This window comes from uncultured Amphritea sp. (assembly GCF_937127095.1).
Classification (GTDB): Bacteria; Pseudomonadota; Gammaproteobacteria; order Pseudomonadales; family Balneatricaceae; genus Amphritea.
On sequence record NZ_CAKZLP010000074.1, the window covers coordinates 1 to 23,599 of the forward strand.

Genomic DNA, 23,599 nt, shown 5'->3' on the forward strand with positions numbered 1-23,599 from the left:
TCACATGCTGACAGAGGCGCAACAGCAAAAGATCCGGCAGATTGAGCGGCGGGCCCTGCATCATTTTATTGATGACCTGTTGAGCATTTGTGCTGAAACCGATCGGCAGAGCGATAAGTTTACTTTTCTCAAACAGAAAGTCACACATTAATGTGTCAGCAGAAAGGTAGCAGTGTGATCGATTCCCGTAACTCAGAAATACAATTGTCGAGTGCCTTTATTAAGTGTGTACTACAAGTGGTTGTTCAGATATGAGGTTAAGCGATCAACGTCCGTTTCTGTCATGTAAAGCCCACGCTTGGTTCTTCGCCAGATGATGTCTTCAACGGTTAAGGCCCATTCGTGATCAATCAGGTAACGTATTTCTGCTTCATACAGACCGGCCCCAAAGTCTTTTCCCATCTTGCTAAGGCAGTCGATATCTTTTAGCAGACGGTAGGCTAGGGTGCCGTAAGTTCGAACATATCGCCTGATTATCTGATTCGGCAGCCATGGGTATCGGCGTGTCAGCTCGTTTTGCAATGCTGGCTGACTCTCAAAGTCACCTCCGGGCAGACAGGTATCAGCCGTCCACTTTGGCCCACTGTCAGGAAAGTGCTCACATAGTTTATCGACAGCCGCCTCGGACAATTTTCGATAGGTTGTGATCTTGCCACCAAAGATCGAGATTAACGGTGCCTGGTTGCCGGGGGCGTCAACTTCAAAGGTATAATCACGGGTCACTGCCTGGGCCGCCCCGGCGTTGTCATCGAGTAACGGGCGCACCCCTGAGTAGGTTCTTACGACATCGGTTGCGCTAATCTGAGTGCGGAAATGCTGATTGGTGATCTCAACTAAGTATTCTATTTCACCCTGATCGATTGTCACTTCGGCAGGGTCGCCAAAGTACTCCTGGTCGGTGGTGCCGATCAACGAGAAGCTCTCTTCGTAGGGGATAACAAACACTATACGGCCGTCTTCATTCTGGAGTATGTAGGCCTCAGGTTCGTTATGAATACGGGGAACAATGATGTGACTGCCTTTCACTAATCTGATGTTCTTAGGCGGCTTTGAATTCATTACATCTTCAAACAGGCTTGAAACCCAGGGACCTGCAGCGTTAACGATAGAGCGGGATTTGAGAGCCTCAGTGTGGCCGGTGAGCGTATCCCGTAGTGTGACGCTCCAGAGCTGATCTGTACGCCTGGCGCTGATGCATCGGGTGCGGGTTTTAATCGTTGCGCCTTTATTCCGGGCCGCTAAGGCGTTCAAAACGACCAAACGGGCATCATCTACCCAGCCATCAGAATATTCAAAACCACGGGGCATGCTTGACTTGAGTACGCTCTCAGCACCAAAGATCAAGCTCTTTGATGCAGGCAGTGTGGCTCGTTTGGCCAGATTGTCGTAAAGGAAAAGGCCTGCGCGAATCATCCATGCCGGACGCAGGTGTGGCCGGTGAGGAAGCCGAAAACGCAACGGCCAGATAATGTGGGGGGCGTTTTTTAGTAACACTTCGCGTTCAGCCAGCGCCTCTCTGACTAATCTGAACTCGTAGTATTCCAGGTATCGGAGTCCACCATGGATGAGTTTGCTGCTGTTTGATGAGGTTGCTGATCCCAGATCGCTCATTTCGCACAGGGCAACTGACAGGCCGCGACCGGCCGCATCTGCCGCAATACCTGCCCCGTTAATGCCGCCACCGATAACAAGGAGGTCATAAACATCATGCGTAAGACGCATCTCTGGTTCTCCTCTGCAAATACCCGTTAAGACCATGGTGTCGGTTATTCATCTATTATGGTTGGTTTCTGACTACTATAATGTTCCTATTTCAAAAATATCAATCTAAGCGAACAATACTGAGCAAAAGATCCTAGATGAGCTTTTTGTGTTATAGATGCAAAAGAGTGTCTTTGTTCGATATTGAAGGTCAGTGTTGTTTATTTGTTATAGCGCATGCATTTTCGAATATTTAGGAACATACAGAATAACAATATAGGGAATGTTCATGTCTGGGTATCTCTTGTCCATCGACCAGGGCACAACAAGTTCACGAGCGGTTCTTTTCACGACTGAAGGGCGAATACACGCGCTGGCTCAGGAGGAGTTCTCGCAGAAGTTTCCACACGATGGTTGGGTTGAGCACAATCCTGATGATTTGTGGGGCACGGTTCTGACGACCTGCCGCAAAGTATTATCGGAGAACGGGGTATCAGCTGACGAAATCATCGCGATCGGTATTGCCAACCAGCGAGAAACAACCCTGGTATGGGACCGCCATACCGGGCTGCCGATCTACAATGCCATTGTCTGGCAAGACCGTCGCACCTCTGAGTATTGTGAAATGCTCTCAGCGCAAGGTGTTGAAACGTTAATCAGCTCGAAAACCGGATTGCTGATCGATCCCTATTTCTCTGCCACTAAAATCTGCTGGTTGCTTGAAGAGATCCCCGGCGCCAGGGAGAAAGCCGAGCGGGGTGATCTGGTCTTTGGTACTGTCGATACCTACCTGCTTTGGCAGCTCACCGGAGGCGCGGTGCATCGTACAGATGCTACTAACGCTTCACGCACCCTGCTATTTAATATCCATACGCAGGAGTGGGATCCCGAGCTTCTCGAACTGTTCGATATCCCCGCGTCTATGCTGCCTGAAGTGATGGATTCGTCCGCTCATTTCGGTGTGACTGACAAACACCTTCTGGGGGCTGAGATCCCCATTCTTGGTGTTGCAGGCGACCAGCAGGCGGCACTCTTCGGTCAGACCTGTTTCGCTAAGGGAATGGCTAAGAGCACCTATGGTACCGGTTGTTTTCTGATGCTGAATACCGGTGATAACGCACTGGTCTCGACAAACCGCTTGCTGACAACCGTTGCTTATCGCCTGAACGGCAAAACCACCTATGCATTGGAGGGGAGTATTTTCATCGCGGGTGCGACGATTCAGTGGCTTCGTGATGGTTTGCAACTGATCAAAGGGGCCGCAGATGCTGAGCCGCTGGCCCGCCAGACACCGCTTGATCATGGTGTTTATATGGTCCCTGCCTTTACTGGACTAGGTGCGCCGTATTGGGACCCGAATGCCCGGGGCGCTATTTTGGGTCTCACACGGGATACCGGCATCAAGGAGATTGTTACCGCAGGGTTGCAATCGGTTTGTTATCAAACCAAAGATCTGCAAAGAGCGATGGAAAGTGATGGTGTCAGGCCAACCACATTGCGTGTTGATGGCGGCATGGTGGTTAATAATTGGGTGCTGAATTTTCTCTCAGATATTCTGGGTGCAACGGTCGACCGGCCCGAGATTATTGAGACTACCGCCTTAGGGGCTGCTTACTTAGCTGGTTTGCAGGCTGGGGTGTTTGAATCGTTAGAGGCGCTGCAGTCGATGTGGCATTGTGAAAAACGCTTTGAGCCGACCATGAGCAAGTCGCGTCGTGATGAGCTCTATGCCGGATGGCAGGACGCGGTAAGGCGTGTTCAGGGAAAGGCCGGTCCTGAGTAAATGACTGTGCACTCTTATTTCATGAAGGCAGACTTACTCCAGGCTTGAAGCAGCTGATCGACGTGAGCGATATTTGCTAAAGAAAACACTATTGCTAACTTACCAGAGCGACTCTGCATTGGTTGTAAAGCCCGGCCTTTATAGCCGGGCGTGTCGTTTCAGATCAGCTTCGACAGGAAGGTGGTTTCCTTTGATGTTGAGATGCCATTGTCGGTGAAGACAAATGCCAGTTTCGCGTTCGCCTCCTCCACATTACTACCGCAGATACGGTAGGGTAACCAGGCTGAGTTGCTGTCGCTGAGTTTGATGACTTCAGGGCCGTAGAGCATAAACTGTGGGGTTGCGGAGAGGGAAACCTGAATCCGCTCCTGACCACGGGCAAAGCCTTCCACTTTGACGCGATAGTTGTTGCACACGGTATTCTGATCCAGCTGGGTAAACAGTTCTGTTCGGTCACGGCGCACCTCTACCAATAAGCTTTTGGTATTGGTAAAGCCATAGGCGACCGCTGAGATCGCGCAGAGGGATACCGCCGCATAGCCCGCCAGTTTTCCACGCAGGAAGGGGGATTGTTTGCCCTCCAGCTGGCGTTCGGATGCAAACCGTATCAATCCTCTTGGGCGGTTAATCTTATCCATGACGTTATCGCAGGCGTCGATGCAGGCGGCGCAGTCGATACAGGCCGCCTGCAAGCCATTTCGAATATCGATGCCGGTGGGGCAGACCTGTACACAGATACCGCAATCAACGCAGTCGCCGCTATTTTCATCCGTGCTGTTTTTATTTGAATGACGACGGTTTGCCCGGGGTTCACCGCGTTTAGCGTCGTAGCTGACTGTCAGAGTGTTGTCGTCAAACATAACGCTCTGGAAACGTGAGTAGGGACAGGCATGCAGACAGATTTTTTCCCGCACCAGACCGGCGTTGGCATAGGTCAGCGCCGCCATAATAGTCAGCCAGCCAAACAGCGCGGATGACATCTGCAGATTGATCATATCGGCAGCGATCTCGCGGATAGGGACAAAGTATCCGGTGAAGGTTGCCGCGGTGAGTATTGACAAAGAGATCCAGAGAATATGTTTCAGTACCCGGCGTAACAGACGCTTACCGCGCAGTGGCAGATGGTCAGTTTTAGCCCGTTCACTGGCACGCCCTTCGGTCAGCTGTTCGATGCGGATAAACAGCCAGGTCCAGACGCTCTGTGGACAGGCAAAGCCGCACCAGACCCGTCCCCAGGCCACCGCCATAAAAAACAGCAGCGTCGCGCCTGCAATCATTAATCCTGCCAGTAAGGGCAGATCATGCCAGGACAACGCGCTGCCAAAGAGGGTGATACGGCGGTGCTCAAAAGAGAAAAACAGAAACGGCTGACCATCGATCTGTACCCAGGCAAGACCGAAAAACAGTGCGATCATGGGCCAGGTGGTCAGCCGTCTGAGGTTTTGAAAACGCCCCTCGGTGAGGCGCACGTGAAACTTACCATCGGTTGCAAAGGGAGGCGTTGGGTCTTGTATAACAGGAATTTTTTGCATGGCGACAATCTACTAAATTTTGTGATTGCGCTAGATTACGGTTGTAATTTGTATAGGAGCAGGTATAAAAAAATTATAGTTAATAGGTACAGTTAGGCGGTAAGGCACAATGACATCAGATTATCTCTATCAACAGCTTGAGAGCTGGCTCTTAAAAGGGATTGAAGAACAGCGCTGGCTGATGGGGGATCGGTTGCCCTCGATCCGGGCGCTGTGCAAACAACATGGGCTGTCGAAAGCGACTGTCCAGCACTCCCTGCAGCGCCTTGAAGCGCAGGGCTTGCTGGAAGCCCGGCCTAAAGCGGGTTACTTTGTTGCGCTGCATGCTAAAACCGTAAAGGAGCCGATCAGCCGTTCACGTATCGAGGCGCCCAGGCCGGTAACGGTGAGTGAGCTGTTGCTGGATATTATGCGCCGCAGTGCAGCCTTTGATCTGCTACCGGATCTGCACGCGGGGGAGCTGCCCGCGGGCATTGTCACCCTGAACAGGTCGGTCGCCAGAGCGCTGCGTCGGCAACGGGGCGATGATTACCAGTATTACGATATTCCTGCGGGGGATGCTGGCTTGCGGGAACAGCTATCCCTGCATTTGCTACGCCGTGGCTGGCAGGCGGATATTGATGAGTTGTGTATCACCTCCGGCTGTCAGCATGCGCTGTTCCTGGCGTTGATGGCGACCTGCGAAAAGGGCGATATTGTTGCGGTTGAGTCGCCGGGGTTTTACGGTGTGCTGCAGCTGCTTGAACAGCTAGGTTTACAAGTTGTTGAGGTGCCGACATCCATCTCTACAGGGATGGATATAGAGGCGCTGCAAGAGGTGCTCAAACGCTGGAAAGTTAAAGCCTGTATAGTCTCACCGGCCTTTTCAACCCCGGGAGGGGCGCTGATGCCGACAGACGCCCGGCAGCAGTTGTTAGCTCTGGCGGAACAATATGATCTGGCCATTATTGAAGATGATATCTATGCCGATACAGCTTTGGGAGTGGTGCCCGATCCGCTGAAAGCGCTGGATCAATATAACCGGGTGATCCTCTGTAGCTCATTTTCAAAATCGTTATCCCGGGACCTGCGGCTGGGGTGGATCTCAGGAGCGCGATGGCACGAACGGATTATCAAACTTAAACTGGTGACCCAACTGAGCAGTAGTCGCTATCTGCAACAAGGGGTCGCTGAGTTTATCGCCGATGGCAGTTTTGCGGCCCATCTGCGCCGCCAGCGCCATGAGTTGCGTGAACGACGTGACCGGCTGATTGCGCACCTGCGAGCCTGGCCCGGGGATTTGAGAATCAGCCTGCCGCAGGGTGGCTTAGCGGTGTGGGTAGAGTTGCCTGAAGGGGTGGATACCTTAGAGGCTTATCCCGAAGCGCTCGATCGTGGGGTGGTGATTACCCCCGGGCCGTTGTTCTCGGTATCGGGACAATTTCGCAACTGTATGCGCCTCAGTTTTTCCCATCCCTGGGATAAGCGCCGGGTTGAGGCGCTGAATATTTTGTCCGCTGTGTTGGTGCCGCAGGGTTAATCTGTCTCGATTAAAAATTAAAATATTGAGCCTGTGCCTGATTTACACCTCAGTATATTCTGGGCGGCTAAAGTAGCTGAACGAGTACTGATGTTGTGTACAGATATGATGAATATGACCGGGCGTTGGTACAGGCGCGGGTAGAGCAGTTCCGTGATCAGGTTGCACGCCGGCTATCGGGCGATCTGAGTGAAGAGGAGTTTTTGCCGCTGCGGTTGCAAAACGGACTCTACCTGCAAAAGCATGCCTATATGCTCCGGGTGGCGAACCCTTATGGCACCCTCTCTGCCGATCAGTTGCGGGTGCTGGCTAAAATAGCCACTGACTTTGATCGCGGTTATGGCCATTTCACTACCCGCCAGAATATTCAGTTTAACTGGATTGAGCTGGAACAGGTGCCGGACATCCTGCAGTTGTTGGCCGATCATGATATGCATGCGATCCAGACCTCCGGTAACTGCGTACGCAATATCACCACTGAAGCGTTTGCCGGAGTGGCCGGTGACGAGGTGATAGACCCCCGCCCTCTGGCTGAAATCCTCAGACAGTGGTCGACGGTAAATCCTGAGTTTCTCTTTCTGCCGCGCAAATTTAAGATCGCTATCTCATCCTCAGCATCTGATCGTGCCGCAGTGCGCGCCCATGATATTGGTCTCTATCTCTATCGGGGTGACAGGGGTGAGATGCTGTTGGATGTTATGGCCGGGGGTGGGCTTGGCAGAACGCCGATCCTCAATGAGCGGGTGAAACAAGCTCTGCCATGGCAACATATACTCACCTACACCGAAGCGGTTCTGCGTGTTTATAACCGTTATGGCCGCCGGGATAACAAGTATAAGGCGCGTATCAAAATTCTGGTTAAAACGCTGGGCGTGGATGCGTTTGCCCAGGAGGTTGAGCGTGAGTGGGCGCTGATTAAAGACAGTGACGCCGTGCTGACCGAGAGAGAGTATCAGCGGGTAGCTGCCGGTTTTGCACCACCGGTTTACGAGCGACTCGATCTGATTGATCCTGAATATGGTGCCTGGCTGGCCCGTGATCCGCAGTTTGGCTTATGGGTACAGCGCAATACGCAGCCGCATAAAGTGACTGGTTATGCCTCGGTGATACTGTCAACCAAGCCGGGTGCCAGCGCGCCTCCCGGGGATGTTACCGGCGAGCAGATGAACGCTGTGGCGGATCTGGCGGAACGCTATGGTTTCGGTGAGATCCGGGTGTCCCATGAGCAGAATCTGGTGCTGCCGGATATCCGTAAACAGGATCTCTATCCGTTGTGGAAAAAACTGACAGAGATTAATCTGGCGAAGCCCAATGTGGGATTGCTGACCGATGTGATTGCCTGCCCCGGTGGTGATTACTGTGCGTTGGCGAACACCCGTTCACTGCCGGTCACCCGTGCCATTCAGGAACGTTTTGATAATATCGATTTCCTCCATGATCTGGGTGATCTGACGCTGAATATCTCCGGTTGTGTCAACGCCTGTGGTCATCACCATATCGGCAATATCGGTATCCTCGGGGTGGATAAAAGTGGTGAGGAGTTTTTCCAGATCACCATTGGCGGCGCTCAGGGAAAGAACAGTTCGCTGGGTAAAGTGATCGGACGTGCTTTCCGGACGGAAGAGGTGCCGGAAGCGATAAACCGCTTGTTGCAGACCTATCTGGACTACCGTGAATTGGACGAGCCGTTTATCGAAACGGTCAACCGCATCGGTCTTGACCCCTTTAAAGAGCGGGTTTATCAGACGCCAACCGCTACTGCACAGGTAACCCCTGAGGAGGCCTCCGTATGAAAAACATTATTACGACGGTGAACGGAGTCTCTACGGTTGTGCATGATGACCCCTGGTCGATGCCGGGTGAAGATGACAGCGGTAATCGCGATTATCAGATCGTGTCACTGGAGCGTCTGCTGGTGTTAGCTGAATCAGGTGAAAGCTTGCAGAAGCTGTATGGCGTGGTGCTGCATCCGGATGATGATCCTGGCGTGCTGCAGCCCTGGCTCGATTCTCTGCCGCTGATAGCGCTTCAGTTTCCCCGCTTCAGTGATGGTCGGGCCTATAGTCAGGCCTATCTGCTGCGTGCCCGACATGGTTTCGAGGGAGAGCTGCGTGCCGTGGGTGATGTGTTACGAGATCAGTTAGCGGCGATGCGTCACTGTGGCTTCAGCTCCTTTGCTGTTCGTGAAGATAAGTCAGCAGAGGAGGCGCTAAAAGGTTTGGAAGTGTTTGATCTGATCTATGCCCGTTCGGTATCTACACCCCAGCCGCTGTTCCGGCGTAGATAAGCTGCGTCTTCCGGATCTCTTCGGGTTGTCAGTCAGTAGAATTCCTGGTTGACAGCCTATCGAATTCACCGTTCTGTTTATCCTCCCGAACCTCACTAAAATTGATGAAAATATGCCCGACAATGGAGCGCAATGCTGCACTGCAATAGGGCATAACCGGCCATTACCTGACAATGCTCGACATTGTCAGACCATAGTGGGTGTTTCCTTTATTCTACATCTCCACCTAACTATATGTTTTTATTGGTTTATTAATTTTGGCCCGGAAAATGCTTTGATCTGGATCAATACTAATTTATCGGAGCCGGAGTATGGGTGCGTCTATATCACTTGATTTCATCACACATAAATTCAGTGCTTCAGCAGAACCTACGCTGAAAGATATTGAAAATCGAATTGAACCTGGTGAGCTGGTGGCGCTGATTGGTCGCAGTGGTTGTGGCAAGTCGACGCTGCTGCACATGATGGCGGGTTTGCTTATTCCCTCTGATGGTTGTGTCCGCATCAATAGTCATCTGGTGACTAAACCCAGCGCTAAGTGGAACATGATGTTTCAGAAAGCCTCCCTCTATCCCTGGATGAACGTTAAAGAGAATGCTGCGCTGGGTCTGCTGTTTGATGGTATGCCGAAAGCTGAGGCCGGTGAGCGGGTGGATGCGTTGCTGGATATGGTTGGGCTGCACGATAAGAAAGACGTCAATGTACAGAGCCTTTCCGGTGGGCAGCAGCAGCGGGTTGCGCTGGCGCGTTCGCTGGCAACCGAACCGGAAGTGTTGCTTCTGGATGAGCCTTTTTCCGCGCTGGATGCCTTTACCCGCACACAGCTTCAGGAAGAGGTGCCCAATATCTGCCGTGAACGCGGTATCACCATGGTGATAGTCACCCACGATATTGATGAAGCGATTGCGATGGCCGACCGGGTGTTAATCATGTCCCAGAACCCGGGGCGGATTGTCGGTGAGCTGGTAGTAGACCTGCCCTGGCCGCGTCGTCATATGGATTCTGGTTTTCAGACGATGCGTGACGAATTGATGCAACAGTTTAAAGGGACCGATACCGGATTGGCAGGCCGCAATGCGGCTGATCCCGATCAGTCTGAGATTTCTCAATCAGCCGCCTGATAGCTACCCAATTTTAAGAGGATTTTATAATGAAAAAGTACAATTCTAAGCACGATGCTAAGCAGGATGAAATGTCAGCCGCTGATCTGGAGTATTTGCAGAAGCATGAGATGAGCCGCCGTGATTTCATGATGGATAGTCTTGCCATGGGTGGTCTTGCAGCGATGTTCGGGCTTTCGGCCAGTATGCCTGCCTGGGGTAGTATCCAGCCGCCGGAAGACGAGGTTGTGCGGATCGGTTATCTGCCGATTACCGATGCCACTGTGCTGCTGGTTGCTCATGCAAAAGGGTTCTTCGCTGAAGAGGGGCTTAAATCAGAAAAGCCAACCCTGATTCGTGGCTGGTCGCCGCTTGTTGAAGGGTTTGCGGCGGGTAAATTTAACCTGGTTCACTTCCTTAAGCCTATTCCAATCTGGATGCGCTATAACAACGGCTTCCCCGTCAAAATTATGTCCTGGGCTCATCTGAATGGTTCAGGTGTGGTGGTGGGTAAGCATGTTAAAGCGGAGAGCTTTGCGGATCTGGGTGGCAAACAGGTTGCTGTGCCTTACTGGTACTCCATGCACAATATCGTGCTGCAGATGGCGCTGCGTCATGTAGGACTGAAGCCGGTGATTAAGTCCCAGGGTGAACCTATCGCGGCTGATGAAGTGAATCTGCAGATTATGCCGCCACCGGATATGCCACCTTCACTGGCGGCGAAAAAGATCGACGCATTTATTGTGGCTGAGCCCTTTAATGCTGCGGGTGAATTGTTGGCTGGTGGCAAGATGTTGCGCTTTACCGGTGATATCTGGCGTAACCATCCCTGCTGTGTTGTGTGTATGAATGAGGACCAGGTGAATGCCAAGCCTGAATGGACTCAGAAGGTCATGAACGCCATTGTAAAAGCACAGATCTACGCGCAGCAAAACAAGAAAGAGGTGGCTCACCTGCTGTCTAAAGATGGCGAACGCTATCTGCCAATGAAGGCGAATGTGGTTGAACGTGCAATGACGCTGTATGACGATGACACCTATGCATCTCCAGATGCGATTCAGCATCCTGAGTGGAATAGCGGCCGGATCGACTTCCAGCCATGGCCATTCCCTTCAGCGACTAAGCTGATTGTAAATGAGTTGAAAAACACCCTGGTGAGTGGTGATACCACCTTCCTGAACGAGCTGGACGCAGATTTTGTGGCTGAGGATCTGGTTGATTATCGCTTTGTTAAAGCGGCGATGGAGAAGCATAAAGGCTGGGAAAATGCGCCTGGTTTTAATGCGGAGAACCCATTTGAGCGAGAAGAGGTGATTGCGATATGAACACCAGTAATACTCAAACGATGACAGTTACCAGTGTTATGCCGAATATGTCACAGGTGTTTGGCTGGCTAAAGTCGCTGCAATACCCGGCTATGGGCATTACCGGTCTGCTGCTGCTGTGGTGGTTCGGTGGTTTCATGATTGAAAATGATCCGGATCTGAGTGCGTTTGCGGCATTCGCCCCCGCACCGACGTTTAGTGCGCTGGTGGATCTGATCGCCAGTGGTGAAGTCTGGCAGCCTATCGGCTCCAGCCTTTATCGCATTCTGTCCGGGCTGGTCTGGGGTATCGCAATCGGTGTGCCGGTTGGCGTGACGGTCGGGTACTTTGGTCTGGCACTGAAAGTGGCTAACGTGCCGTTTCAGTTTCTGCGCATGATCAGCCCGCTGGCGTGGATGCCGATTGCAGTACTGGCTTTTCAAAGCTGGGATTCAGCGATCATCTTTCTGATTGTAATGGCGACGGTATGGCCGATCATCTTCTCTACCGCTCACGGTGTGCGTCGCATCGATCCGAACTGGTTTAAGGTGGCACGCAATCTGGGGGCGTCCGGTTTTCAGATGTTGCGGCGGATCATTCTGCCAGCGATTATGACCGATGTTATGGCGGGTATTCGTTTGGCGGTCGGTGTTGCCTGGGTGGTTCTGGTTCCGGCGGAATATCTGGGAGTCACCAGTGGACTTGGGTATGCGATCAACGACGCTCGAGACACCCTGTCGTATGACAGTCTGGCAGCCGTGGTTATCGTGATCGGCGTCATCGGCTATGGTCTGGATACTATCTGCAGCGTGCTGATTAAGCGGTTTAACTGGCATATGGAGTGATGGTTTGAGCATTGATCGTTCGGTGCTAAAGCGATGCCGGTTTGTGTTGTCGGCCGCGTTAAATGTTTACGGTAGCTGTTTAAACCGTTCTGAATATACCTGTTGCGATGCAACAGGTATTTCTGCTTGTAGAGGTTAGAGCCTATGGGATATCCAACAGACGTTCATCTGCATAAAAATGTCGAGAGTGATGCCGGTGCAGGCGCATCTGATCTAACGGTGTTGCATGAGTCAGCGAAGCTTATCGGCCAGGCGGCGACACCTGAGATAGCGATCTCCGGCACCTTGCGGCTGATGTCGCAGATGCTCGGTTTGAATCGTGGGCGTGTGTTGCTGCCGTCGACTGCCAGTGAAACGCTGCAGATCCGTTACAGTTATGGCTTGCGTGATGAAGAGCGTCGCCAGGGGGTCTACAAAGTGGGTGAAGGTATCACTGGCAGTGTGATGAAAAGTGGTCAGCCTGCGGTGATTCAGAATATTGATGAGGAACAGAACTATCTGTTCCGGGCGGTTGATCGGGAAACTCTGCCGGACGGTGTGGTTGCCTATATTGCGGTACCGATTATGGATGGTAATTCGCCTATTGGTGTGCTGGCGGCACACCGGCTGCGAATGCGACCACGGGCAATCGATGCTGACTTGATGATTCTGCGGATTCTGGCAACCTTTATCGCGCAGATTATCAGTATCAGCAATCTGATTGAGGAGCGCACCAGTTATCTGCAGGAAGAAAACCGTGAACTGAAGGATGCCCTGCAGCATCAGACGGGTGAAAACAACCACGGTATACTGGGTGAAAGTCAGGCGGTTCGTGATGCATTGAGGCAGATCAGCCGGGTTGCGGATACCGTTGTGACGGTGTTGCTGACCGGCGAGTCGGGTACCGGTAAAGAGCGTTTTTCTCAGGTGCTACACCTGAATAGTTCGCGCCGGGATCAGCCCTTTGTGGCGATAAACTGTGCGGCGATTCCTGAGCAGTTGCTGGAATCAGAGCTGTTTGGGCATGAGCGGGGCGCGTTTACCGGCGCATCCGCCAGTAAAAAAGGTAAAATTGAGTTAGCCAGTGGCGGGACGCTGTTTCTCGATGAGATTGGCGACCTGAATATGGAACTACAGTCCAAACTGCTGCGCATCCTTGAAGGTCAGGTGATCCAGCGGGTGGGTGGCGTAAAGGATATTCCCGTTGATGTACGCATTATTACGGCAACCCATAAAAACCTTCAGGAGGCGGTGAATCAGGGTAAGTTCCGCCTCGATCTGTTCTATCGTCTGAATGTGTTCCCGATCCATCTGCCGCCACTACGAGAGCGGGCGGGGGATGTGAGAATCCTGGCAAGTCATTTTCTGCTCAGTGCTAACCGGGAGTATGGTCGTTATACGGTATTTGGCAAAGGGGTGATGGAGCGTCTGGAAACCTATAACTGGCCCGGTAATATCCGTCAGTTGGAAAATGTGGTTAAGCGTTCGGTGCTGATCTGTCTGGATGGCACCATCACGATCAATGATATAGAGACTATCCTGCGTCAGGAATCCGCGATTAACGAACACCTTGAAGCGGGTCAGCCTTCCGAGATGTTCTCAGCAAGGTCCTCTGTACCGGTGGAGAGTCCACCCGCGGTTGCGTCGTTCCCGCCTCAGTCATCTTTTAGCAGCGCATCGCAGGGTGCTTCAATGAATCGTCCCTATAGCTGGGTGCGTAAAGATGAAGCCGAGGCGATTGCGGAAGCGCTGAAGCACACCGGTGGAAATAAAACCCGTGCGGCCGCTATTCTGGGCATGTCACCACGCCAGTTTCGCTATCGCCTGGAAAAACTCGGTTTGCCGATGAACCTCAGTCGTGAAGCCTGAGAACTTTATAATAAGCGCTGTCTTTAAACGCTTTAGATTATGAGCTTTGTTATGAGTGCTTTGTTGGCCTTTGAATGATTCTTTCTCAACTAGCCTGCTCGGTGAATAGCTTCTGTTCGCTGAGTTTGGCTGCATCTATAAAGAGCCTGGAAGTCGCCTTCTTAACTGTATCTGAGGAATGGTCATCTAGCAGCGCTGGTTAACTACTAACAGACCTTATGGATTGTCATTGTCTATCAATGTCAGGGGTAAAGGCTGTGCTGCCGTGGTTGCTTCCTGTTTCCCTATCTGAACTATCTTAACGTGTTTATGCGGCATGACGGTTTCCATGCCTGTTAACAGGGTGTATTCGCGGTATTAAATCCTACAGAAGACCCCGGACTCAGGTTCGGGGTTTTCTGTTTTCAGCATTCCTGGAAATGGCTTTACCGGCCTTCTGTTTATGTCTGACATTGTCAGACAATGCCTCAATTACATTTATTGACAATGTCGGGCTTATGTTAGCCTGAATAACTGTTTTCAGTATTAAGTTGTTGATTTTAATCAGTTAATTTTGTTTGGCATCGTTCCTGCTTTGTATAGATAAACATCTGGCATGTTTATAAAGAAATATACAGTTCTGCTCAACCTTCTGGAGAAAAACAATGACTACCGCTACTGCACCACAAACTGTTACCGCCCACCTGCGTCCGATTGATCGCGATGGCCTGATGGCATTTGCAGAGAAAGGTCGTAACAACCCGGGTACCCGTGGAACTAACAAAGTACATACCATCACCGATGGTCAGTACCGTACCGTCAGCCATATCAACCATCACGAAGTGGTTGTTGATGAGCCGCTGCATCTGTTTGGTGAAGATACTGCGCCAGCTCCGGGTGAGATCGTATTGTCTGGTCTGGGTGGCTGTCTGTGCGTAGGTATCACTGCAGTTGCAACCTGGAAACAGGTGAAACTGAGCAAACTGGAAATCTTCATGGAAGGTGATATCGGTAACCCGGCTGCATGGGGTGCCGGTGGTGCTGAGATGAAGCCTGAAGATATGGGTTTTCAGGATATCCGTGTGAAAGTTCTGATCGAAGGAGATGCGACCCGCGAAGAGCTGGATGAGATTGTTAAACACGCTAACTTCTTTTCTCCGGTTGCCAACACTATGCGTAATCCGGTCGCTTTCAGCATCAGCCTGATGGACTAATTGAATCATCCACTGACTTGAGAGGTAAGCCATGAATAGCGTAGCAGTTTCTTCTATTACAGCCCCCTGGACCGACGATGCCAAGGTGCTCGCTGATGTCGGTTTGATTGCACGGGAACAATTAGCACCTGCAGCCAGACGCATCGATGAGGGTTACTACCCGCTGGATATCATGGCAAGCCTCGGTCAGGCAGGCGCCTATGCGGGTCATCTTGATCAGCACGGCTCCCGTTACGGCCTGGCGATCTCTGCGATGAGTGAGATCAGCCGTCATTGTGGTGCCACCGGTTTTATGACCTGGGCTCACGATGTTTGTGGTCTGTATATGGAACAATCCGGTAACCCGGCTTTGTTAGCGCGATTGCAGGATCACACCGCCGGACTGACGTTCGGTGGCACCGGGCTGTCTAATCCGATGAAAGCCCTGACCGGCATTGAGAAGATGGCGCTCAAAGCTAAAAAAGTGCCGGGTGGTTACAGTGTTACTGGAACCCTGCCCTGGGTGAGTCACATCGCTCCGGGTCAGTACTGTGGTGCAATAGCCGCAGTGGATCGGGACGACGGCAGCCGTTCCCACGAAATTATGTTCCTGCTGGATCTGGATGAGCGTGTTCAGCTGCGTGCTTGTCCTGAGTTTTCTGGTATGGAAGGTACCAGCACCTGGGCGGTGCCGCTGGTCGACTACTTTGTCAGCGAGGATCAGATGATTGCTGATCCGGCCCGCCCCTATATTCAACGTATCCGTGGCGCATTCGTCCTGTTACAGGTCGGTATCGCGGCGGGTGTGATCCAGGGATCTATTGACTCTATCCGTGAGGCAGAGCCAACCCTGGGGCATGTTAACCAGTATCTGCATAACCGTCCCGATGAGCTGCAAGCTGAGTTTGACGAACTGGCAGGCCGGGCGATGGTGCTGGCAGAAACGCCTTTCGATGGCAGCAAGGATTTCTTTCTGGATGTATTGGATGTCCGTTGTCAGGGCGCTGAGTTAAGTCTTAAAGCATCTCAATCAGCACTGCTGCACCAGGGCGCTAAAGGGTATCTGATGAACTCTGCGCCTCAGCGTCGTATTCGTGAGGCTCATTTTGTCGCCATCGTTACCCCGGCGATCAAGCATCTGCGCTGGGAGATGGCAAAACTGATGCGCGAAGAGGTGCCAGCATGAGTAATGACGTTCAAGAGTGGCGGCAGTATCTCTGCCGCGCCTGCGGCCTGATCTATGATGAAGAGAAGGGCGATCCGGACAGTGGTTTAGCTCCAGGAACCCGTTTCGAAGATATTCCGGATGATTGGGAATGCCCACTGTGCGGTGTCACCAAAACCGACTTTGAACTGTTCGAGAAGCCGCTGGTTATTGCGGTTGAACAGACTGCTAATTTCAGTACAGAGCCCGGTATCGTTGTTGTTGGTGCAGGTCTGGCAGGCTGGGCAGCGGTAGACGCGATTCGTCAGCTGGATCAGCAGGTGCCGGTTACGCTGGTCAGTGCCTGTAGTGGTGATCTGTATCATAAGCCTGAACTGTCTGTTGCGATCAGCCGTGGACTGGATAAGGCTGCATTGATTCAGGAAACCGGTGTTGCAGCGGTAAAACGTCTGGGCGTGCAGCTGATGGCGGAAACCTTTGTGGTGGGTGTTACGCCAGAATTACATCAGCTTCGCACCACCCGGGGATCATTGACCTACACCAAACTGGTATTAGCTCAGGGAGCCAAACCGGTATTGCCCGATCAGCTGCCGCCAGACCTGTGCTGGCGAGTGAATGATCTGGCTTGCTGGTCGGGTATGCAACAGGCGCTGGCTAAAGGGCCGCAGAGCATCGCAATTGTCGGTGCGGGTATGATCGGTTGTGAGATTGCTGAAGACTTTGTCCGTGCCGGACATCAGGTCACATTGCTGGATCGCAACACATCTCCACTGGCGGGTTTACTGCCCCTGCAGGCGTCTAAACGTCTGGCTGACAGTCTCTCTGGCCTGGGTGTCACTTACATCGGCAACGATGAGATTAGTGGTATCACTGCGCTGGACAATGACCAGAAACAGATTCAGTTCAAAAGTGGCACTACCCTTGAGTTCGATCAGGTTCTGGCGGCGACCGGGTTAATCACCGATGACCGTATCGCCCGTCACGCGGGTCTGGATTTTGACCGGGGTATTACGGTTGATGCAGACACCCTGCAAACCAGTCAGGCCGATATCTATGCGTTGGGAGATTGCATCAATATTGAGGGCACTCCCTGTCGTTTTATCGAACCGATTAAGCATCAGGCGAAAACGATTGCCCATGCAGTACTTGATCTCGAAGCCTGTGTTTATCAACACAGCGCACCGGTGGTACGCCTGAAAACCCGGTCACTGCCGGTGGTGATGAATGGCCTGCCATTAGCTGGGGTTGACTGGACCCTGGTCTATGAAGATGCGGATGAGCTGATTATGGAACAACGCCTCGACAAGCAGGTTATTGCACAGCTGAAAGTCGGGGCCAGTGCGCATAATCGGGCTGCATAATATTTTAACAATAATGTTTAAACAACCGGGCTGTGATTAACAGCCCAACCCAAAACACAACAAACACTTACACAGATCTATGTAATTTGATCGCTATTGAAGGAAGACATCATGATTAGTAATCGCGACGAAGTAACCCAACTGATTTTGTCCGCCAAAGTGCGTAAGGGTATTAAATGGAGCGCTGTGGCCGAACTGATTGGTTTGTCCAAAGAGTGGACGACTGCTGCATGTCTGGGGCAGATGACCTTTAACAAAGAGCAGGCAGAGAAGGTGGGTGACCTGTTTGAACTGTCTGATGAAGCCACTGCCTGGCTGCAGGTAGCACCGTATAAAGGGTCACTGCCAACTGCAGTACCCACTGATCCACTGCTGTATCGCTGGTATGAGATTGTGAGTGTCTACGGCAGCACGATCAAAGAGCTGATTCACGAAGAGTTTGGCGACGGCATCATGAGTGCGATCGATTTCTCTATGGATATTAACCGTGAAGAAGACCCTAAGGGTGATCGTGTAAACGTTGTGCTTTCAGGTAAGTTCCTGCCATACAAAACTTACTGATACACTGAGAGCCGGTATCCGCATTGTGGATATCGGCTCTTTTAACTCTCTGCGCGGTCAGGATCTACATGATTACGGAAATATTGCTGGGTATGGGTGTCGGTTTAGCACTGGGTCTAACAGGCAGTGGTGGTGTGCTGGCAGTGCCGGCGTTAATGCTTGGGTTGGGTTTTACCTTGCCTGAAGCGATGCCGGTGTCACTTATTTCAGTGGGCATCTCCTCTCTGTTGGGCAGCCTTGATGGCTTGCGGCAGGGGTTGGTGCGTTATCGTGCCGCGATTGTGATGGCGATATCTGGCACCCTGATTGCGCCGCTGGGTATCGCTGCATCCCATGTTTTGCCTGCCGATATTCTCACCTCTATCTTTAGTATTTTGCTCTTGATGGTGGCCATTAAAATGGCGCGGCAGGCGTTACAGCACTACCGGGAGCAGCAGGGTGGAGTTGCCCATCCACTGGAATTCAACTGTATGCTGCGTCCGGATACCGGCCGTTTTGAGTGGAACCCCAAATGCTTTTTTACCCTGTCCTCGATTGGCGGTTTATCCGGCTTTAGCAGTGGTCTGCTCGGGGTTGGCGGTGGTTTTCTGATTGTGCCGGGTATTCGCCAGTTCAGTAACCTGAATATGCACAGCATCGTTGCTACCTCGCTGGCGGTCATCACGCTTATCTCCACCGGCACCGTGATCGCTGCACTGTTTCATGGTGCCCAGATCACCCCGCAGGCCTGGTGGTTTATCGGTGCTACCTGTGTAGGCATGGTCGCCGGGCGGAAGAGCGCGCCGCTGTTATCCGGCCAGTTACTAACCCTCGGTTTTGCCCTGTTAACCAGCGTGGTGTCGATGGCGTTATTGTACAAATATATGCTGCCAAACTTCTGGAGTTAACCTATGAAACCTGTCGTCGAAACTTTCTTTGATAGTGTCACTTCAACCTTCAGTTATGTTCTGCATACCGGTATCGGCAGTCCCTGTGCAGTGATCGACTCAGTGCTCTGCTATAAGTCAAACTCCGGTAAAACCGATACCGAGGCGGCAGATAAAATTCTCGCTTTTATCGATAGGATGATGCTCAAGGTAGAGTGGATTCTTGAAACCCATATCCATGCAGATCATCTCTCGGCGGCATCCTATATCCGCAGTAAAGCAGGGGGGTTGGTGGCCGTCAGTAAGCAGGTGACCGAAGTCGTCAACACCTTCTCTAAACTGTTCAATGTTGAAGAGTCTGAATATGAGCTGTTATCGCGCTTTGATTATCTGTTTGAACGGGATGAGACTTTCACTATCGGTCCACTGAACTGCAAGGCACTATTTTCCCCCGGACATACCCCTGCCTGCACCGCTTACGTGGTTGAAGAGCAGGTGATTTTTGTCGGTGATACCCTGTTTATGCCGGATGTGGGCACCGCCCGCTGTGATTTCCCCGGAGGCTCCGCGGAAAAACTCTATGCCTCCATTCGCCGGATTTTAGCCTATCCGGATGAGACGCTGTTGCTGATGTGCCATGATTATCCACCCACTGCACGAGCATACGCCTCGGTGACAACGGTAGCTGAACAGCGGGAACACAACATCCATATCAATGACGGCGTGAGTGAAACGGATTTTATCGAACAGCGTCGCAGTCGCGATAAAACACTCGACTCTCCGCGGCTGCTGTTTCCTTCTGTGCAGGTTAATATTCGTGCGGGAGAGCTGCCGAAACCGGAAAGCAACGGTCTGCGATACTTAAAGATACCCCTGAATTTTTTATAACCGGTTGGTTGTCTATCGCTAGCACCTGAACATAAAAGATCTGGCGAACGCTATTTATCATAGATATTTCTGAGCTCCGATGGGCTCATGTTGGAGCGGTAGGGGTGGAGTAGAGCGATGTTTCTGTTGCGTTAAGCGGCTGGTTTATCTGCAGCGGATATCGGGCATTCTGATTGGCTGAGTCAGAGGCCCTGGAGATATCCAGGGCCTCTGGTGCTTTTAATCAGGCAGTTTATTGCTGATTGGCGGCCTGATATTTATCGATCAGGGCATTGGCTTTGTCCAGCAGCATCTGAGAATCATAGCCATCGGCTTTCATCTGTTTCAGCCAGTCTGCGGTTACGAATGCCAGCTTCTCTTTCCAGACGGCAATTTCAGCATCGGGTAGCTGGTACAGTTCGTTGCCCTGATCAATAGCGGCCTGTCGGCCGGTTTTCTCATAGGTATCGAATGCCTGACCAATAAAGCCAGCCAGCTCAACGCCGGAGTTGTTATCGATCACTTTTTGCAGGTCAGCTGGCAGGCTGTCATAGGCTTTTTTATTCATGCTGAAGATAAAGCTATTAGCATAGAGACCGCGCTTTCCCAGTATCTCCGTATGGTGCTTAACCAGCTGATGTATCTTCAGTGGTTTGACCACTTCGAAAGGCAGTACCGCTACATCGATGACTCCCTTCGACAAAGCGCTGGGCATCTGCGGTACGGGCATGAAAACGGTGTTGGCACCTAAGGCTTCAAATGCGGTTGCCATCACTTTGTTGGGTGCCCGTACGGTCAGGCCTTGCATATCTTCAGCCGTATGAATGGCTTTATCACGGGAGTTGAGTGAACCCGGTGCATGCACATGCATCGCCAGCAGATGCACATCCTTGAACTCGTCAGCCATCTCCTGTTCGGCGTAATCCTGTATGGCCATACTCACCGATTTGGCATCTGCTGCCATAAAGGGGAGTTCAAACACGGTTGATTTAGGGAAACGGCCCGGTGTGTATCCGGTGACTGTCCAGCTGATATCAACGATACCTTTACGTACCTGATCAAATAACTGAGGCGGTTTGCCTCCCAGTTGCATCGATGGATAGATATCAATTTTTATCCGCCCATCGGATTCCTTCATCACTTTATCTGCCCAGGGAACCAGGAAGTTCGTATGTGCGTTTGATGGCGGTGGTAGCATATGGTGCAGCTTAAAGGTGAATTCCGGTTCAGCGGCGCTGGCGCTACCTGCCCCGAGTAATAAAGCACAAACAGCAATAGAACGTTTTATGGTTGTTTTTAGTTTCATGTAGGTACCTTTAAAGGTTATTTATTGTTATTGGATGCAGCACAGTTTTTTTTGTAATACGTATCAGCTAGCCAGTAGCCCGATGTTTATATATCCAGCACTAATCGCGCGCTTTTGGCGCGGGAGCAGCAAGGCGCGAACTCTTCGTTTTTAGCGTGCTCTTCGGGTGTCATATAGACGTCTCTGTGATCTGGCTCACCGGATAGCAGCCGGGTCGAACATGAACCGCAAACACCCTCTTCACAGGCAAAAGAGATATCGATATCCAGGTCCAGCAAGACTTCCAGCGCACTCTTATCCGCCGGAATCTGAATCACTTCGCCACTACTGGCAAGCTGAATCTCAAACGCACTATCCGCTTCAGTTGAGCCGCTAGCTGCAGCAAAGTATTCACGGTGTAACCGGGACTCATCCCAACCCTGTGCGGCTGCAGTTTGTAGCACTGCATCCATAAAAGGGTTTGGGCCACAGGTGTAGAGGTGAGTGCCTTGATCCGGATCGGCAAGCAGTGCCTGCAGATCCACATGGCCCTCTGTCTGGCTGAAATGGAATGTCGCCCGGTCAGCAAATTCAGAGGATTTGATGCGCTCAACAAAAGCCGCATGAGCAGGGGATCTGGCGCAGTAATGCAGCGAAAAGCTCGCATTGGTGTGTGCCAGACGCTCTGCCATGCACAGCAGCGGGGTGATACCGATGCCACCGGCTATCAGCAGATGGTGGCTTGCACTGTGCTCCAGCGGAAACAGATTGCGCGGCTCACTGATGGTTAAGCGGTCGCCCACATTGACTGACTCATGCAGGGTGAGCGAACCGCCCCGTGAATCGGGATCGTTAAGAACCCCAATTTCATAACAGTGGTGGTCATGGGGGGGATTGCACAACGAATATTGTCGCACCAGCCCATTGGGCAGGTGCAGATCGACATGTGCCCCGGCGCTAAACGCCGGCAGTGGTGCATTATCGGTACGCGCCAGGCGAAACAGATGGATAGCATCGGTTTCCCGAGTCTTGGCGGTCACTTCGACTTCAAACATAGTTTACTCTCCGGGCCTTCATCAGGTGATCAGTTGAACTGGTATCAGGCTAATGAAGACTCAGTAGCAGCAGGGTTTTCCTCTTTAATAAGCTTGTCGATAATGCGTCGGGCGTGCACGCCGCCAGCATCAATATCCAGCTTCAGCAGTCGCATCTCCGGATTCGCCAGCAGGTTTTTCTGTTGCAGTTCCAGCATCTCAAGATCTTCAGAGAAGATACCCCCCTGGCCTTCACGAATCGCATCAGTCAGCGCTGCATCATCCGCATTAAAGTTACGCGCCATCCCCCAGAAGTACCAGTGACTGGTTTCTGTTTCCGGCGTAATGAAGTCGACAACAATACTATTGACCCGCTTGTCAGCAGGGGCTTCGCGGCCACCGTTGCCGGCCAGAGCCACACCCACGTCAATCAGCACATGGCTTGGCGGGGTGAACTGACAGATCTGCCAGCGATCTACCGGCTGATCATCGGGCAAACCTTTGGTGCGCAGGTTCGCCTGCCAGAAGGGAGGCGCGGTAACATTATCCATGAAACGGCTGGTATGAACTTCGTTGCCCATTTTTTCAGTTTTGACCGGCGCTTCATCGATCTCTTTCTGGCCGATACTGGTGGAGTGAACATAGGTTTCGTGGGTCAGATCCATCAGATTGTCGATCATCAGTTTGTAATCGCACTGAATGTGGAACAGACCTCCACCGTAGGCCCAGTCAGGGCTGTCAGCCCACTCCAGGTGATGAATCTCATCAGCATTGGCTTTTTCGGCATCGCCGGGCCAGACCCAGATAAAGCCGTAGCGTTCCTCGACCGGATAGCTTTTCATACAGGGGAATCCACCCACCCGTTGCTTAGGCATTGAGACGGTTTTACCGTCCCGATCAACTCTCAGACCATGATAACCACACACCAGACCTCCCTCTTCGGTATAGCCCAGAGAGAGTGGTGCACCACGATGGGGGCAGAAGTCTTTTACTGCAGCCACTTTGCCATCGCCATCTCTAAAAAATGCGATCTGTTCGCCACAGATTTTGCGACCGAGGGGTTTTTCAGCAATTTCATCAGGGGTGCAGGCGACATACCAGCAGTTTTTAGGAAACATAGAAAGGACTCCAAAATAGCGTCATTTGTTTTTATGGATACAATAATAGGCAAGTTAAGGGTTTTAGTGCAATAAAAAACTATATTTTGGATACAAAAATTGGTTTTTGAATAGTGGACGTAGTCTTTTTCTGCATCGAAAGGCCTGAATAATCAATATAGAGAGGCAAATAGTTCATCTGAAAAAAAGCTGATGCGAAACAGAAAAAAGAGGGGCTGAAGGGGCTAAATAGTTGATACGCAGCACGCAGC

The 23,599-nt window shown here is 51.8% G+C and carries 19 protein-coding genes; 14 read left to right on the forward strand and 5 right to left on the reverse strand.

Features of this window, described 5'->3' with window-relative positions:
• Positions 1-231: 231 nt before the first annotated feature.
• Positions 232-1,722: a glycerol-3-phosphate dehydrogenase gene (glpD, locus tag Q0499_RS18570; RefSeq protein WP_299202629.1), complete on the reverse strand. Its 1,491-nt coding sequence runs from the start codon at positions 1,720-1,722 to the stop codon at positions 232-234.
• A gap of 268 nt (positions 1,723-1,990) precedes the next feature.
• Between glpD and glpK the strand changes: the two genes are divergently transcribed.
• A complete protein-coding gene (glpK, locus tag Q0499_RS18575) occupies positions 1,991-3,484 on the forward strand; it encodes a glycerol kinase GlpK (protein ID WP_299202632.1) in 1,494 nt (497 codons plus the stop codon).
• Positions 3,485-3,642: 158 nt separating this feature from the next.
• Here glpK and ccoG read toward each other — a convergent pair whose 3' ends face one another.
• Entirely contained in the window at positions 3,643-5,016 is a 1,374-nt protein-coding gene (gene ccoG, locus Q0499_RS18580; RefSeq protein ID WP_299202636.1) for a cytochrome c oxidase accessory protein CcoG, read from the reverse strand.
• Between the two features lie 109 nt (positions 5,017-5,125).
• Between ccoG and Q0499_RS18585 the strand changes: the two genes are divergently transcribed.
• From Q0499_RS18585 to Q0499_RS18650, 13 genes are all read left to right on the forward strand, one after another.
• Positions 5,126-6,535: a PLP-dependent aminotransferase family protein gene (locus Q0499_RS18585; protein ID WP_299202639.1), complete on the forward strand. Its 1,410-nt coding sequence runs from the start codon at positions 5,126-5,128 to the stop codon at positions 6,533-6,535.
• 95 nt (positions 6,536-6,630) lie between these two features.
• Positions 6,631-8,328: a nitrite/sulfite reductase gene (locus Q0499_RS18590; RefSeq protein ID WP_299202642.1), complete on the forward strand. Its 1,698-nt coding sequence runs from the start codon at positions 6,631-6,633 to the stop codon at positions 8,326-8,328.
• Positions 8,325-8,822, forward strand: coding sequence for a DUF934 domain-containing protein (locus tag Q0499_RS18595; protein WP_299202645.1), 498 nt, complete (start codon positions 8,325-8,327; stop codon positions 8,820-8,822). The genes Q0499_RS18590 and Q0499_RS18595 overlap by 4 nt, the downstream gene beginning before the upstream one ends.
• A 311-nt stretch (positions 8,823-9,133) precedes the next feature.
• Complete coding sequence (locus Q0499_RS18600) at positions 9,134-9,943, forward strand: ABC transporter ATP-binding protein (RefSeq protein WP_299202648.1); 810 nt, start codon at positions 9,134-9,136, stop codon at positions 9,941-9,943.
• A gap of 29 nt (positions 9,944-9,972) precedes the next feature.
• On the forward strand, positions 9,973-11,247 hold the full coding sequence (locus Q0499_RS18605) for an ABC transporter substrate-binding protein (protein ID WP_299202651.1): 1,275 nt from the start codon (positions 9,973-9,975) through the stop codon (positions 11,245-11,247).
• Positions 11,244-12,071 (forward strand): ABC transporter permease, encoded by an 828-nt coding sequence (locus tag Q0499_RS18610; RefSeq protein WP_299202654.1) that lies wholly within the window; start codon positions 11,244-11,246, stop codon positions 12,069-12,071. The genes Q0499_RS18605 and Q0499_RS18610 overlap by 4 nt, the downstream gene beginning before the upstream one ends.
• Before the next feature lie 144 nt (positions 12,072-12,215).
• Positions 12,216-13,919, forward strand: coding sequence for a sigma 54-interacting transcriptional regulator (locus Q0499_RS18615; RefSeq protein WP_299202657.1), 1,704 nt, complete (start codon positions 12,216-12,218; stop codon positions 13,917-13,919).
• 644 nt (positions 13,920-14,563) lie between these two features.
• Complete coding sequence (locus tag Q0499_RS18620) at positions 14,564-15,112, forward strand: OsmC family protein (protein ID WP_299202660.1); 549 nt, start codon at positions 14,564-14,566, stop codon at positions 15,110-15,112.
• 31 nt (positions 15,113-15,143) lie between these two features.
• Positions 15,144-16,277 carry an acyl-CoA dehydrogenase family protein gene (locus Q0499_RS18625; RefSeq protein WP_299202663.1) on the forward strand — a complete coding sequence of 378 codons (1,134 nt, stop codon included), beginning with the start codon at positions 15,144-15,146 and terminating at the stop codon, positions 16,275-16,277.
• Positions 16,274-17,617, forward strand: coding sequence for an FAD-dependent oxidoreductase (locus Q0499_RS18635; protein WP_363317835.1), 1,344 nt, complete (start codon positions 16,274-16,276; stop codon positions 17,615-17,617). The genes Q0499_RS18625 and Q0499_RS18635 overlap by 4 nt, the downstream gene beginning before the upstream one ends.
• Positions 17,618-17,728: 111 nt before the next feature.
• Positions 17,729-18,178, forward strand: a complete 450-nt coding sequence (gene cynS, locus Q0499_RS18640; RefSeq protein ID WP_299202667.1) for a cyanase — start codon at positions 17,729-17,731, stop codon at positions 18,176-18,178.
• Between the two features lie 68 nt (positions 18,179-18,246).
• Positions 18,247-19,065 carry a sulfite exporter TauE/SafE family protein gene (locus Q0499_RS18645; protein ID WP_299202670.1) on the forward strand — a complete coding sequence of 273 codons (819 nt, stop codon included), beginning with the start codon at positions 18,247-18,249 and terminating at the stop codon, positions 19,063-19,065.
• A gap of 3 nt (positions 19,066-19,068) precedes the next feature.
• Positions 19,069-19,932 carry an MBL fold metallo-hydrolase gene (locus Q0499_RS18650; RefSeq protein WP_299202673.1) on the forward strand — a complete coding sequence of 288 codons (864 nt, stop codon included), beginning with the start codon at positions 19,069-19,071 and terminating at the stop codon, positions 19,930-19,932.
• 232 nt (positions 19,933-20,164) lie between these two features.
• Here Q0499_RS18650 and Q0499_RS18655 read toward each other — a convergent pair whose 3' ends face one another.
• The 3 genes from Q0499_RS18655 to Q0499_RS18665 form a co-directional block, all read right to left on the reverse strand.
• Positions 20,165-21,217 (reverse strand): TRAP transporter substrate-binding protein, encoded by a 1,053-nt coding sequence (locus Q0499_RS18655; RefSeq protein ID WP_299202676.1) that lies wholly within the window; start codon positions 21,215-21,217, stop codon positions 20,165-20,167.
• An 86-nt stretch (positions 21,218-21,303) separates the two neighbouring features.
• Entirely contained in the window at positions 21,304-22,251 is a 948-nt protein-coding gene (locus Q0499_RS18660) for a PDR/VanB family oxidoreductase (protein WP_299202679.1), read from the reverse strand.
• Between the two features lie 44 nt (positions 22,252-22,295).
• Positions 22,296-23,348: an aromatic ring-hydroxylating dioxygenase subunit alpha gene (locus Q0499_RS18665; protein WP_299202682.1), complete on the reverse strand. Its 1,053-nt coding sequence runs from the start codon at positions 23,346-23,348 to the stop codon at positions 22,296-22,298.
• Positions 23,349-23,599 lie beyond the last annotated feature (251 nt).